This window comes from Streptomyces sp. NPDC088810 (genome assembly GCF_044750305.1).
Classification (GTDB): domain Bacteria; phylum Actinomycetota; class Actinomycetes; order Streptomycetales; family Streptomycetaceae; genus Streptomyces.
Window position 1 is genome coordinate 200,491 of record NZ_JBIVJQ010000001.1, and the last position, 13,061, is coordinate 213,551.

Annotated in this window: 14 protein-coding genes; 7 read left to right on the forward strand and 7 right to left on the reverse strand. The window is 72.2% G+C overall.

The genetic code is table 11. The annotated features are described in order from the left end of the window. Positions 1-101 precede the first annotated feature (101 nt). Positions 102-590: a hypothetical protein gene (locus ACIP4Y_RS00915; RefSeq protein WP_401386034.1), complete on the reverse strand. Its 489-nt coding sequence runs from the start codon at positions 588-590 to the stop codon at positions 102-104. Positions 591-1,498: 908 nt separating this feature from the next. On the opposite strand from ACIP4Y_RS00915, the gene ACIP4Y_RS00920 reads away from it, so the two are divergent. The 3 genes from ACIP4Y_RS00920 to ACIP4Y_RS00930 are packed head-to-tail and all read left to right on the forward strand — an operon-like array spanning position 1,499 to position 3,103. Then, on the forward strand, positions 1,499-1,753 hold the full coding sequence (locus ACIP4Y_RS00920) for a hypothetical protein (RefSeq protein WP_401386037.1): 255 nt from the start codon (positions 1,499-1,501) through the stop codon (positions 1,751-1,753). Next, complete coding sequence (locus ACIP4Y_RS00925) at positions 1,725-2,240, forward strand: DUF6879 family protein (RefSeq protein ID WP_401386040.1); 516 nt, start codon at positions 1,725-1,727, stop codon at positions 2,238-2,240. Before ACIP4Y_RS00920 ends, ACIP4Y_RS00925 begins: the two co-directional genes overlap by 29 nt. Positions 2,241-2,254: 14 nt before the next feature. Further along, complete coding sequence (locus ACIP4Y_RS00930) at positions 2,255-3,103, forward strand: helix-turn-helix domain-containing protein (RefSeq protein ID WP_401386043.1); 849 nt, start codon at positions 2,255-2,257, stop codon at positions 3,101-3,103. A gap of 21 nt (positions 3,104-3,124) precedes the next feature. Here ACIP4Y_RS00930 and ACIP4Y_RS00935 read toward each other — a convergent pair whose 3' ends face one another. Genes ACIP4Y_RS00935 through ACIP4Y_RS00950 form a run of 4 tightly spaced genes read right to left on the reverse strand, consistent with a single transcriptional unit; the run spans position 3,125 to position 8,067 of the window. Continuing rightward, positions 3,125-4,462 carry an AAA family ATPase gene (locus ACIP4Y_RS00935; protein ID WP_401386046.1) on the reverse strand — a complete coding sequence of 446 codons (1,338 nt, stop codon included), beginning with the start codon at positions 4,460-4,462 and terminating at the stop codon, positions 3,125-3,127. Beyond that, positions 4,459-6,048: a hypothetical protein gene (locus tag ACIP4Y_RS00940; protein WP_401386049.1), complete on the reverse strand. Its 1,590-nt coding sequence runs from the start codon at positions 6,046-6,048 to the stop codon at positions 4,459-4,461. Before ACIP4Y_RS00940 ends, ACIP4Y_RS00935 begins: the two co-directional genes overlap by 4 nt. After that, entirely contained in the window at positions 6,039-7,226 is a 1,188-nt protein-coding gene (locus tag ACIP4Y_RS00945; protein ID WP_401386052.1) for a hypothetical protein, read from the reverse strand. The genes ACIP4Y_RS00940 and ACIP4Y_RS00945 overlap by 10 nt, the downstream gene beginning before the upstream one ends. Next, positions 7,123-8,067, reverse strand: coding sequence for a phosphatase PAP2 family protein (locus tag ACIP4Y_RS00950; RefSeq protein ID WP_401386055.1), 945 nt, complete (start codon positions 8,065-8,067; stop codon positions 7,123-7,125). Before ACIP4Y_RS00950 ends, ACIP4Y_RS00945 begins: the two co-directional genes overlap by 104 nt. Before the next feature lie 238 nt (positions 8,068-8,305). Here ACIP4Y_RS00950 and ACIP4Y_RS00955 point away from each other — a divergent pair, with 238 nt between their 5' ends. After that, positions 8,306-8,902: a histidine phosphatase family protein gene (locus ACIP4Y_RS00955; protein ID WP_358638297.1), complete on the forward strand. Its 597-nt coding sequence runs from the start codon at positions 8,306-8,308 to the stop codon at positions 8,900-8,902. A 10-nt stretch (positions 8,903-8,912) separates the two neighbouring features. Here ACIP4Y_RS00955 and ACIP4Y_RS00960 read toward each other — a convergent pair whose 3' ends face one another. Then, complete coding sequence (locus ACIP4Y_RS00960; protein ID WP_401386060.1) at positions 8,913-10,397, reverse strand: hypothetical protein; 1,485 nt, start codon at positions 10,395-10,397, stop codon at positions 8,913-8,915. A gap of 266 nt (positions 10,398-10,663) precedes the next feature. On the opposite strand from ACIP4Y_RS00960, the gene ACIP4Y_RS00965 reads away from it, so the two are divergent. The 3 genes from ACIP4Y_RS00965 (at position 10,664) to ACIP4Y_RS00975 (ending at position 12,505) form a co-directional block, all read left to right on the forward strand. Further along, complete coding sequence (locus ACIP4Y_RS00965) at positions 10,664-11,077, forward strand: hypothetical protein (protein ID WP_401386063.1); 414 nt, start codon at positions 10,664-10,666, stop codon at positions 11,075-11,077. 48 nt (positions 11,078-11,125) lie between these two features. Then, complete coding sequence (locus tag ACIP4Y_RS00970) at positions 11,126-11,992, forward strand: spermidine synthase (RefSeq protein WP_401386066.1); 867 nt, start codon at positions 11,126-11,128, stop codon at positions 11,990-11,992. Between the two features lie 165 nt (positions 11,993-12,157). Next, positions 12,158-12,505, forward strand: a complete 348-nt coding sequence (locus ACIP4Y_RS00975; protein WP_401386069.1) for a hypothetical protein — start codon at positions 12,158-12,160, stop codon at positions 12,503-12,505. Between the two features lie 18 nt (positions 12,506-12,523). Here the strand turns inward: ACIP4Y_RS00975 and ACIP4Y_RS00980 are convergent, their stop codons facing one another. Then, positions 12,524-13,036: a hypothetical protein gene (locus tag ACIP4Y_RS00980; protein WP_401386072.1), complete on the reverse strand. Its 513-nt coding sequence runs from the start codon at positions 13,034-13,036 to the stop codon at positions 12,524-12,526. Positions 13,037-13,061 lie beyond the last annotated feature (25 nt).

Consider the following 13,061-nt stretch of genomic DNA (forward strand, 5'->3'; position numbering starts at 1 on the left):
GGTGCTTCCGGGGGCTTCTTTCTTTCGCTGGATAGATGCCCCACCAAGTAAACGGACTGTACTCAAAGGTGGGTGCAGATCATCGAGTGGCCGTCTTGAGTTTACTTACCTCTCAGGGTGGCGTATTTGTGCGTTTCGGTGTCGATGTTCTTAGCGAGATATTGCAGGTCCCACTTATCTGGACTACGCCAATCATTGATGTTATGTGCGACCTTCACTCCGTTACTGGAAAGCCTTTCCAGGCTGGCTCGAAGTGCACTGACAAGTTCGCGATGCCTGGCTGGCTCAGTCGCCCAAGTCTTAACCGCTTCGTTGACAATCGGCAGCGCTTTTGTCAGTTCTAGATGCGCTCGCCTAATCCGTTTACGCTCCTCTTCGGCAGCCTTTAGCTCAGCGGCGCGATCCTCATCCATCTTGACGTGCCGGAGCTGCTGTCTCTTCTCCCGGTCGCCCTTCATGATCTCGACGCGATGCCGGAGATCATCAACCCAGATCATGGTTGCCTCAATCGAGGCTTTCCGCCAAGCCGTGATCATTCCGGCAGCGAAGCCGAAGACAAGCGTGCTGATGAGTCCGGCCCAGTCGACCACGTGCCCCCCTATGCGCAGTCAGAGTGTGCACGAATCTTACTCCCGTGCACTGACAGAGCTCTTGTCCTCTTGGTGAGCAACATGAGCCTGCTCCCTGCCAGTTACGGGGGACGTTCGGCAGGGCAAGGCTTCGAGGTGTAAGCGTCCTAGCCGCTGAAGTGCGCTAGGCCGGCTTCGGCTGGTGCGTCAGGCGGCTACTCGTTCCGGACCACCAGGGCGAAGGACGTACAGAGGCGACGGAAGGCGCCGTGACCGGTCCGGCCGGTATGGCTCATGCACTCCACATCGACGGCGGCCCCATCAGAGGAAGGGGTGGCCTGCCAACCGCATGCGTGCGTCAGACACTCGGCCTCGAAGGTTACCTCCGTGTCCGGGTGTTGGGTGATCTTGTGCTCGACGTAACGCATCACCGCTCTGGTAGTCACAGCCCACCCCTGCGGCTCCGCGCGTTGACCTCAGAAACTCTGGTGCGTAGTCCATCTGTCGGCCTGGTCGGCGGGGCCTTGTAGTCAGGGCATTTCGGGCTCCCGCACTCGCACTGGGGCCAACACAAGGCCGAGCTGGGAGCCATATCGGCCCCTTCGGGGCCAGGCTGGCTCTTCTGCACCATGAGCACTCCGTTTACGCCGAATGCTCCGGAGAGGCGGGAGAGGAACTGTCGGGCCTCACTGCTGCCCAGACGATCAGCCGCTTCGGTGTCCTGTGCCCTGCTCTCGCCCATCGCACCGCACCCTCCCGATCGGTTCCGCTTCGATGTGCCGACGGTAGGAACTGCCGAGTGTCGGACTCCACAGACTTGCATGAGCTTGCACGCCAATCAGCGTGGCTAGTAGCGCTATTGACGGTGTCTCCGCAGTTCAACGAAGCTGATGCAAGCCCGAGCAAGCGCCTAGACCAGGGAGCTAGTCATGGCCGTACAGTTCATCGGAATCGACCCAAACACGGACCGGGACCACTGCCCCACCGTGTGGGCTGACGCGGACGCCCAGGAGATCTTGTTGCAGGGGTGGAAGCCGAGCACCGACACTCAGGCGGAGTGCGAGGCGAGCAGCCCCGCGAACGGTTCGGTACCCGACAGTGAAGCCATCGTGAGGATTCCGGCCCGGATGATCCCGATGATCAGGGAGGCATGTGATGCCGTCGAGCGTGCCCAGCTTCGCTGAGCTGCTTGGCCAGTGCGAGCGGTCCGCCGTTCACCTGGAACTGCGTGACTCGTACGCCCCGACGGACCGGTTCGAGGCATGGCAGCGGGGCGAGCGGATTGACTGGGAGGATCGCGCGTCCTGGTGGCATCCGTACGACCAACTGATCGCGGACACCGTGGCCCGGGGAGTGGCGATCCGCCGGGCCCGGGTGATCTCCGAGCCGGTATCGGACTACATCCGCTGGGAGCACTACGTCACCCGTGCCAACGTGACAGCGGGTGAGGAAGTGCGGTGGTTGCCACGGCGACGGGCTACGGCTATCGCCTTGCCGGGCAATGACTTCTGGCTCTTCGATGGCACCCTGCTGCGGGTGCACCACTTCTCAGGTGGTGGAGTGGTGGTGGAAGACGAGATCACGGCGGACCCGGAAGCCGTGAAGCTGTGCTCCGCCGCCTTCGAAGCGGTCTGGGAGCGAGCGATCCCGCACCACCTGTACGAGATCTGACGAAAGCCAGCTCCATGCCCCCACACCCCTCCTCACGTGTTCAAAAGGCCCGTGAAGAACTGGCCGGCCGTCTGCGTGAGATCCGGAAGGATGCGGGAATCAGTGGGCGGGAGCTGGCCGTCAGGTGCGGTTGGTCAGAGTCAAAGTCATCCCGGATCGAGAACGCCAAAACCCCTCCCTCCGACGCGGACATCAAAGCCTGGTGCCAAGCCTGCGCCGCTGATGACCAAGCCCCCGACCTGATCGCAGCCAACAGGCAGTCCGCAGATGCTCATGTGCAGTGGAGGCGACTCCAGCGAAGCGGTCTCCGTCGTTTGCAGGAGTCCACTGGGGATCTGTACCAACAAACGAAGATATTCAGGGTCTACGTCTCCGATGTGATCCCCGGCTTTCTTCAGACACCCGGATACGCCGCCGCCCTGCTGTCCTCCATCGCACACTTCCGGGGGACTCCGGACGACGTGAGCGATGCCGTGGCGGCCCGTATGAGGCGTAACGAGGTGCTGACCAATGGCGCACGCCGGTTCTCGTTCGTGCTGGAGGAATCGGTGTTGCGGTACCGCCTGTGCAGCGCGGAGACCATGGCGGCACAGCTTGGTCACTTGCTTGGGGTCATGGATCTCCAGAACGTTGCCGTGGGGCTCATCCCGTTCTCGGCTCAACGAGCCGTGTGGCCCATGCCCACCTTCACGATCTTCGACGACACCAGGGTGCACGCGGACACCCTGGACGCTGCCGCCACCCTCACGCAGCCCAGCCAGGTGGAGCTGTATAGCCGAGCCTTTGAACGGCTGTCACAGGATGCCGTGAGGGGAGCGGCTGCACGTGCTCTCATAGCCGGTGCGCTGGCGTCCCTGGACTGACTGCCTGCGCGTCACCGCAGCTCAGGGACGCCAGGACACACGGTGCTCCAGCAGGTGAAGGTATGTGGTAAACATTGCATCCCAGCCGTCCGGGAACTTCACCAGCGTGCCGAGCTGGACCGGTTCCGTGGAGGGGTAGTCGTCCAGGAGGTCGGTCACGCCGGCGCGGCAGACCATGATGCAGGCGTGGCGGTGGCGCGAGGCCAGGACGCACAGGCGGCCGGTCTCCAGGTGGAAGGCGGTGGCGTCGGGGCGGCCGGAGAGCGGGTGCAGGACGACCGTGACGTCGTACTCGCGGCCCTGGAGGCGGTTCGCGGTGTCGACGGTCACGTCCGGCACGCCGAGGTCGGCCAGGGCCGCGCGGACAGCCGCCGCCTGGTCGCGGTGGGCGGTGCCGACGGCGATCCGGTCCGCGGTGAGCGGTGCCGGCTCCGGTGCGCGCTCCGAGACCGCCGCGCCGCCCCGGTCCAGCAGGCGCCGGACGACCGCGGCGACCGCCCGTACCGCCTCCGGGTCCGTGCGCGGGGTGTGCCGGGCGGGCAGTTCCAGCAGGCCCCAGCCGGACTCCGCGGCCTCGTCGATCACCCGGTCCGGGCCGGAGCCGTCGGAGGGGACCGCGAAGGTCAGCCGGCGGTCGCCGTGGGACGTACCGCTGCGGAAGGGGGTGTAGGGGTAGAACGCGGTCGAGACCAGGGGGGCCGCCGAGGCCGGCAGGCGCCAGGAGACCGGGAGGCGGTGCTGGGGCAGGTCCGGGTTGTGGGCCAGGAGGGTGGTGACGGCGGACGCCGAGGGGTCGTACGACAGGCCCGCCCACTGCTCGCTGCCCACGATGGAGAAGGGGTCGAGCTGCCCGGGGTCGCCCACGAACAGCGCCCGCTCGAACAGGCCGGCCACGGCGAGCAGGGAGTCCGAGCGCATCTGGTACGCCTCGTCCACGATCGCGTGCCGCCACGGCTCGTCCACCTTCACGTGCGCCCACTTCGCGGCGGTGGACAGGACGACCGGCAGACCGTTCAGCTCGGCCGCCTTCGCCGACGTACGGACCTGCGGCAGGGCGTCCAGCGCCTTGTCGTACGCGTCGGCGTCGCTGCTGTGCAGCCGGCCCACGGGCAGCTCCGGGTTCTTCTCGGCGAGCCGCAGGACCAGGTCGTCGACCTGGGCGTTGGTCTGGGCCACCACCATCAGCGGGCGGCCCGCGTCGGCGAGTTCGAGGGCCGCGCGGACCACCAGGGTCGACTTGCCGGCGCCCGGCGGCGAGTCCACCACCACGCCCCGTCGGCCACCGTGCAGCGTGTCGTCCAGGATCGCGTCGGTGGCGCGGGCGGCCTCGGCTCCGGGGTCGAAGTCGACGGTCGTCACAGCACGTCCTCCTCGGTCACGGGGTCGGGGGCCTCCGGCGCCGGTTCGCCCGGCGGGCCGCCGTGCGTCCAGGGCGTCTCCTCGGGGTCGGGCAGCTTCGCGCCGCCGCGCTGCTCGTGCTCGAAGAGCGTGAAGCAGACCCGGTCGCCCTTCTCCGGCACCGACCCGGGCTCGGGCTCCTTGCCGCGGCCCATCCGGTCCAGGATCCGCAGCACGAGGACGCCCTCGGCCTCCTGACCGACGAACTCCGCCGACTGCGGCTTGCCGCCCAGCGAGCGGTACACCCGCGCCCGCTCCGCGAGATGCGGCCGGTCCTCCGTGCGGACCGTCACCAGCGGGCGCGGGCTCGGCCGTCTGCCCTCGCTGTACGCCATCCCGACATCGGTCACCTCGCCCGCGAACGCCTCCCCGGCCAGCCGCCGCCCCGCCATCACCAGCGGATCGTCCAGCGCCTCCTGCGCCTCCAGCCGGGCCTGCTCCCGCTCGCGCGTGGCCAGCTTGTTCGCCGCCGTCACCGCGTCGTCCCGGCGCGGCTGCGGCGGCTCGCCGGCCAGCACCCGGTCCCGGTGCGCCGTGAACGACCAGCGGTCCCGGGTCCAGCGCCCCTCCACGTGCGCGCCGGCAGGCAGCGTCCGCAGCAGGTCCAGGCCCCGCCACACCGCGTCCCAGGTGGGCCGGGTGCGGCTCTCGACCAGATCACGGATCTCCCGCTCGGCCCGGGTCAGCGCGGCCAGCCGGCCGTCGGCCTCCAGCGGGTCCTCGGCGGCGGCCAGGGCGGTCCGCGCGCGGTCGTAGCGCTCGATCGCCGGGGCCAGCAGCTTGTTGTCGAACGCCGGGTCGGTGGCGGGGCCGGCCGGCGGGCACAGCAGCTGCCCGTCGGCGTCCCGGGCGAGTTCGGCCCGGCGGGCGGCCTCGGCGCCGGTCAGCCCCTCCGGGGGGTCGATCCAGGCGAGCAGCGCGCCCAGGTGCTGGTCCTCCAGGCCGGACTGGCCGGTCGCCCAGTGCCGGGACAGCACGTCGGTCAGGGCCAGCAGCAGCGAGGAGCCGGGGACCCGGGCCCGCTCGCCGTAGTGGGTCAGCCAGCGGCCGAGCAGCGGCACCCGGGGCGGCGCCGGATAGGGCGCGTCCGGGTCCTGCTCGGCGGTGCGCCGGAACCGCATCGAGCGGCCCAGCAGCCGGACGAGGTCCAGGCCCGTGCGGCTCGGCACGATCAGCTGCGGCGCGTCCGCGCACAGCTCCGCCGCCACCTTGACCCGCTTGCCGGTCTCCGGGTCGGTCTCGGTGCGCTCGGCCGCCTCCACCGACTGCGCGTACGCGTCGATGTACGGCAGGACGATGTCGGCCAGCTCGGCCAGGAACGCGAAGCGCAGATCGCGGTCGCGGGGCTGCGGTACGACCAGCAGGCGGGGCGCGTCCCGGTCGGTGCCGACCAGCGCGCCGAGCGGGGCGCCGGTCTCACCGGCGGTGGTGAGCGGCACGAACACCAGCGGACGGTCCGACAGATGCCGGTGCCGGACGGTCGCCGCGGGCTGCGCCCGGCCGCTGCCGACGGCCTCCAGCCGGGCGAGCGTGGTGATCAGGGACACGCGGACACCTCCGCGGCCGTCGCCAGCGCCTCCGCGCGCAGGGCCGCGGCCCGGCGCAGGGCGGCCACCGCCGGGTCGTCCGGGTCGCCGCTCTCGCCGCGGGCGGCGGCCAGCACCTCCTCCACCGTGGCCAGGCCCCCCAGTTCGGCCCGCAGGGGCCGGCCGAGGCGGGTGACCGCGCCGGCCGCGCGGGCCCGGTCCCGGCAGTGGAAGGCCAGTTCGCAGGCGGACAGGCACTCGGGCGCGTAGGTCGCCGGCACCGCCTCCACGGCCGCCGTCAGCTCCTCGGCGGGCCGGTCGGGCGCGAAGCACGTGCCCTCGGGCAGCGCGCCGGCGAGTTCCTCGATCCGGGTGAGCCGGGCCAGCTGGCGAGCGGTGACGGCGCGCTGCCTGCGGATGTCGACGGCGGAAGCGGCGGGCAGGTTCGAGAAGTCCTTCGGGCACACCAGCAGCACCCGGTGCCGCACGCGCGGGGCGGGATCCAGCCGCGCCGCGACCTCCTCCAGGGCGAGCACGTACACCGCCGCCTGCCGGGCCGCCGCGCCCACCTTCGCCGGGTCCGCGGAACCGTCCACCATCGGGAAGGACTTGATCTCCACCACCGACCAGCTGCCGTCCGGGTGCACCACCACCGCGTCCGGCTCCAGGAAGGCGGGCGAACCCGCCACGTCCAGGGCGAGCATCGGATGGTCCAGCAGGGTCCAGCCGCCCGCCTGCGCGGCCTCGCGCAGCGCCAGCGCCGTACGGGCCGTACGCCCCTCGGGGCCGTGCGCGCTCAGGTCGGGTACGGCCGCCCCGGCGGGCGGTTCGGCGCCCGGGTCGAGCCGGCTGTGCACCAGCCGCAGCAGCTCCGCACAGCCGTCCGCCTTCACCCGCGCCTCGAACGCGTTGCCCCGGGTCAGCGCGAACTGCGACTGCCCGAAGCCCGACGGCGCACCCAGCGCGGTCGCCAGCCGGGCCTTGTCCACCCCGGCGCCGTCCAGGACCGCCCGCCGGGCGCACCCCGGGTTCGCGGCGAGGGCGGCGAGGGCACGGGCGTCCAGGGCCTTGGCCGGTACGTCGGGACCGCGCAGCTCAGCGAGCCGGTGCCGGAGTCCCTTCGCCCGCGTCGCTGGGGGAGGCGTCCGGTCCGGCCGCGGGGTCGAGCCGCGACTCGCGCTGCCGTGGAATTCGCTCACCCGCCGAAGTCTGGCATCCGGCACTGACAATCGGGGAACCCGTGGCGTCCGGGGCCGGTGCGGTGCTGCGGGACAGCCGGACACGGACCAGGTCCGCGGCCCGCATCACGCGCGGCGCCAGCAGGAGGCCGACGCCCATCACGGCGACGCCCGCGGCCGCGTCCAGGAAGTAGTGGTTGGCGGTGCCCATGACCACGATCGCGGTCAGCAGCGGGTAGAGGACACCGAAGGCCTTCGCCAGGCGGGTGCCGCCGTATCGCCACAGCATGACCCCGCACCACAGCGCCCAGCCCACGTGCAGACTCGGCATCGCCGCGTACTGGTTGGTCATGCCGCCCATGCCGCGCGGGGCGCTGGCCTCTCCGCCCCACCAGCCGTACGAGCTGTACTGGGCCATCGTGTCGACGAAGCCGTGGCCGGCGGAGAGCAGGCGGGGCGGGCAGGTCGGCAGCAGGGTGAAGCCGATCAGGCCGATGAACGTGGACGTCATCAGCCAGGTGCGGGCCGTCCGGTAGTGCTCGGTGCGGGCCCGGAACAGCCAGACCAGGACGACCGGCGTCACCAGGTAGTGCAGCGAGGCGTACCAGAAGTCGGCGGGTACCCCGAGCCAGGCCTCGCGCGTGAACAGCCGGTTGAGCGGGTGCTCGGCGTCGAGGTGCAGGGCCTTCTCGATGCGCAGGATCGCCAGGCCGTGGTCGACGGCACTGCCGACGTCACCGCGCGCGAGGAGCCGGCCGGCCGAGTAGCAGCCGTAGACCAGCAGGATCAGGGGCAGCTCGGTCCACCAGCGCAGCCGGGTTCGCGGGACCACCTCGGTGCCCGGTGTCTCGGTCTGCGGCATCCGATCGCCCTCCCCCTTCTGCTGTACGGCGCCCCGGCGGGCGACCGTGCCACTTTACGGTGTCGCTACTCGGCCCATGAGGGGAGCTCCGGACACCTTCGGTGCGTTCCCAGTCCACGAAGACGCCGGGATCGCCCGGCGGGTTGCCCGGAATCGGGGTGCGCGATGATGGAAGGACCGCATCCACTTGTTCCGGGTTGCTCGTCCCGGTTCCGCTCGCTCACCGGAGAGGTCTCGCATGGCACCGCGCATCCTGCTGGCCCGGCACGGACAGACGGCCTGGTCGCTGTCCGGCAAGCACACCGGCAGGACCGACGTGCCGTTGCTGGAGGAGGGGCGGCGCGGGGCCAAGCTGCTCGGCGAGCGGCTGCACCGGGCGCCGCTGGACGGGCTGGCGGGCGCCGAGGTGCGCACCAGCCCGCTGTCCCGCGCGCGGGAGACCTGCGAACTGGCCGGCTTCGGCGACCGCGCCACGACGTGGGACACGCTCCTGGAGTGGGACTACGGCGCGTACGAGGGCATGACCCCGGCCGAGATCCAGGCCGTCCGGCCCGGCTGGCTGATCTGGCGGGACGGGGTCCCGGAGGGCGAGACCCTCGCCGAGGTCACCGCGCGCGCGGACGAGGTCGTCGCCTGGGCCCGCTCGGCCGACCGCGACGTCCTGGTCTTCGCCCACGGGCACATCCTGCGATCGATCGGCGCGCGGTGGCTGGGGCTGCCGCTGGACTTCGCGGCGCGCATCCGGCTGAACCCGACCTCGCTGTCCGTCCTCGGCTGGGCCTACGGGGAACCGGCGATCGAGAGCTGGAACGACCTGGGGCACCTGGCGGGCTGACCGGACGCCCCTACACCCGCCGGGGCAGCGAAGCGTGGCGGTCCAGGAACTCCGACACCCCCGACGCCCGCCGGTGCGGCAGCAGCACCCGCGCGGTCCCGGCGAGCATCGTCTGGATGCGGGAGGACTGGACCTGGTCCAGCAACGACAGCACCCGCAGCCCCGCCTCCGCCGCCTCGTCGGGACGGCCCTCGCGGGCGAGGTCGTCGGCCAGCTCCGCGGTGTAGAGCGCGATGTTGCGGGTGAAGTGCGGATCCTGCAGACGCGCCGCCCGCCACGCGTGCCGGGACGCCCGCCCCCAGTCGCCCAGCGTGGACCAGCACTGCGCCTCCAGCCCCTCCAGTTCGGCCTCTCCGTAGAAGCTCATCCACTCGGGGTCGGCGTCCGAGCGGCCCCGCTCGAAGAGGGCGTGCGCGCGGGCCAGCGCCTGCGCACAGCCGGTGCGGTCGGCGAGCCCCGCCCAGCCGCCCGCCTCGCGCAGCGCGAGCAGGGACAGCAGCCGGTCGGAGCCGAGCGGCCGGGCGGCGCGCTGCGCGGCCTGCGCGGCCCGGACCGCCTCCCGGGGCCGCCCGGCGTCCCGGGCGAGGAACGCGGTGTTGCAGAAGGCGTGTGCCTCCAGGGCCTGGTCTCCGGTCATGCGGGCGGTGGCCAGCGCCTCCGCGTAGTGCGAGCGGGCGTCGTCGAAGCGCCCGGAGTCGTGGGCCAGCCAGCCCACGGAGATGGCCAGTTCACCGGCGCCCGCATGCAGCCGGTCGGCGGTGGTCTGCCTGGTCGCGCCGGCGTCGAGCAGCGCGTAGGCGGCGCGCAGCGGAGCGGCAGCGCGCCGGTAGAGGCCGTCCGCGCCGTGCCGGTCGTCGAGCAGCCGGATCCGGCGGACGGCCTCCTCCAGCGCCGTCGCCTCGGGGGTTCCGGCCCGCCGCAGGGGCCGTTCGGCCGCCGCGGCGCCGGTGGCGAGCCCCAGCGGGGCCAGCGTGGCGGCGGCCACCGTGGCGCCTCCGCCGGTCATGAATGCGCGACGCAGCACGTCGCTCTCCTCGTGGTTCAGGGGGTCTTCCGCATATGGTTCGTGCGGTTCGTGCCGGTCGTGCGGATCGTGCGTGTCCTGCGTGTCGTAGGGGTCATACGGCTCCCCGGCCGCGCGTGACTCACCGGGCGCCGCGCCCGCGGTGGGCGGCTGCGGCGCCTCCCCGGCCGTCCGTGCCGCGCGGCCGCGGACGGACGAGCGGGGGGCGAAGCCGAGGTCGGTGAGGGTGCGGCCGGGGAACATGTGCAGGAACACCCGTTCGTACGCGTAGTTGGGGCAGCGGATCTCGCCGGCCTCGACCCGGCCGATGTAGCGCGCGTCACAGCTCACCCGCTCACCGATCTCCCGTGCCGCCCGCCGTACCAGCGCCGCGAACTCGGCCGGTGAGCGCCGGCCGCGCAGTTGCCGGAAGGCGAGGTTCGGCCGGGCTGGCCGTTCGGGCTGTGACGAGGTCACGGTTGACGACGCCATGGCCGGGTCCTCTCGTGCGAACCGTCGAACCATGCCGGGACCGGGATGATTTCGGGACGAGTTGCCCGTGTGACGCCCTGGTTCCGGCGGGCATGAACGTACCTGCTGTGAAGGACCCGCCACGCGGTGTTTGGCTACAAACCGGATATCTCATCCACGATCTGCCATGAAGTGCCATCCTTTGCGGCGCACTTGTGCCGTAGCCGTTGACGCGCTCGCGCGTTGGACTCCATGGACCGCAACAGGGCTGTGTGGTGGAGGCCGGCATGGAGACCAGCCAGGGCAACGATCCTTGTACGTCGCCGTCGTCGCCGTCGTCGTTCGCGGCGGGTGACACGGCATGCGACCTCGTGACGGTGCCGACCCGGCAGGGGCTGGAGGCGGTCGACATCCTGCGGCGGGGAGCCGCGGACGCGGTGGGACCCGTGCTGCACGACGACGGCTGCGGCACCCTCGGTTTCCTGGTCCCGGCCGGTACGGCCGCCGGCTGGGACCTGCCCGGCAGCACCTGCACCGAGACGGACGGCCGCGGGCTGCGGCTGGCCCCCGAGCCGCCGGTGGCGGGCTCCGACTGGCTGCTGCCGCCCGGCGAGGCCGACCTCGCCACCGACCCGGTGGTGTTGCGCCGGGCCCTGGGCGAGGCGGCCCGCCTGCTCGAGGCCGCCGACAACTGCCGCTGACGCCCGCCTGCGGCCCCGACCGCTCGCAGCAGCTGCGAAAATGGCCCCATGGGCAGGTCCAGGAACACGCGGCGCAGGCCGGCCGCCGCCGCCGCCGAGGAGCCGGTCGACGGCGGGATCGCGCGGCTCGTACCCGACCCGGACCGCGACCGGGCCTGGACGCTGCTGATCGACGGGGCACCCCAGTCGCACGTCGACCTGGACGACCCGGCCCACCTCTCCTTCGAGTACCAGCGGCGCCTCGGCCATGTCATCGACCTCGTCGCCCCGCCCGGCAAGCCCGTGCACGCCGTGCACCTCGGCGGCGGCGCGTTCACCCTCGCGCGGTACGTCGCCGCGACCCGGCCCCGCTCCACCCAGCAGGTCGTGGAGTGGGACGCGCGCCTGGTCCACCTGGTCCGCCGTGAGCTGCCGCTGGACCCGAACGCGCGGATCCGGGTGCGCGCCGTCGACGCGCGCGCGGGCCTGGCCAAGGTGCCGGACGGCTGGGCCGATCTGGTCCTCGCGGACGTGTTCAGCGGGGCCCGCACCCCCGCCCACCTCACCTCCACCGAGTTCCTGGACGAGGTCCGCCGCGCCCTGAAGCCCTCCGGTGTCTACGCGGCCAACCTCGCCGACGGCCCGCCGCTCGCGCACCTGCGCGGCCAGATCGCCACCGCCGCCGCCCGGTTCGGCGAACTCGCGCTGATCGCGGACGCGGCCGTGCTGCGCGGCAAGCGCTTCGGCAACGCGATCCTGGTCGCCGCCGACGTCCCGCTGCCGCTCGCCGACCTCACCCGCCGCGCCGCCTCCGATCCGCACCCCGGCCGGGTCGAACACGGCAGGCAGCTCACCGACTTCACCGGTGGCGCGCTGCCCGTGACGGACGAGGCCGCGGTGGCCTCCCCGGCCCCGCCGCCCTCGGTGTTCGACTAGGGCCCCGCCCCCGGCTGCGGACCGGTCGCCACCGCGATCAGGAACTGCCGCGAACGATTCTCTTCGGACACCTTGTGCCCATTTCGGAAGCCGTCCGCGTGTCGCTCAACGGCCACTGCTGACCTGGTCTTCCACCACACCGGAAGAAACCGGAAGGAAATGGTCATGAGCGCTTCTGTCCGACGGATCGCCTACGCCCTGGGCGCGGTCGCCGCGGTCCTCCTCGCCCTGGTCGCGTTCGACTCGCTCACCTCGTCCACGGCCGACGCCGCGGTCACCAACCCCGTCGTCCGGTCCAAGTACTTCTCCGGCGCGACGACGGTCTCCTGTCCGTCCGGCTGGGCGGCGACCGGCGGCGGCGTAGGCGCCGACGTCCAGAGCAGCATGTACGTCGCCCGCTCCGAGCCGGTCAAGAACTCCGCCGGCAAGCCGGTCGGGTGGAAGGGCGACCTCCGGCAGCGCGTGGGCGGCGGGGCCGCCAGCGGCACCGTCTACGTCGTCTGCGCCCCCTGACGACCCGTCCGGACGGAGTCAGTACGTGCCCACCTCGACCCGCGGCGGCCCGTCGTGCCAGGTGCAGAACACCGTCACCCGGTCCGCGCCCCGGCTGAACTCCACCCTGATCCAGCTCTCCGTCTTCCACACCTGCATCCCCCAGCCGGTCCCCGGGGTCGCCGACACCAGCGTCGCGTCGGCCGGACCCAGGTCGAACACCGCCCGGCCGCCCTCGGTGTCGTAGGACCTGACCCGGCCGGAGGCGGAGGCAGTGGGGGTGGGGGAAGGGGGCTGCGTGCGGGCCGCGGTGCGCGTCGGCGTGGGCGTCGGCCGGGCCGGCCGCTCGTGCGACGGGGTCGGGGAGGGAGAGGGCGTCCGGGACGCGGGCCGCACGTCCCGGGTGTCCGCGTCGGCCGCCGTGACCGGCAGGGCGCGCGGCGGGTCGTACGCCGTCCCCGCCATCACCGTGTGCACGCCCCACCAGGACAGCGTGACCGCCGCTCCCGTCGCGAGCAGCCACGCCAGTACGTGTACGAGTCCTCTGCGCATCGCGGGCCATACTGCCCCAGCGGTA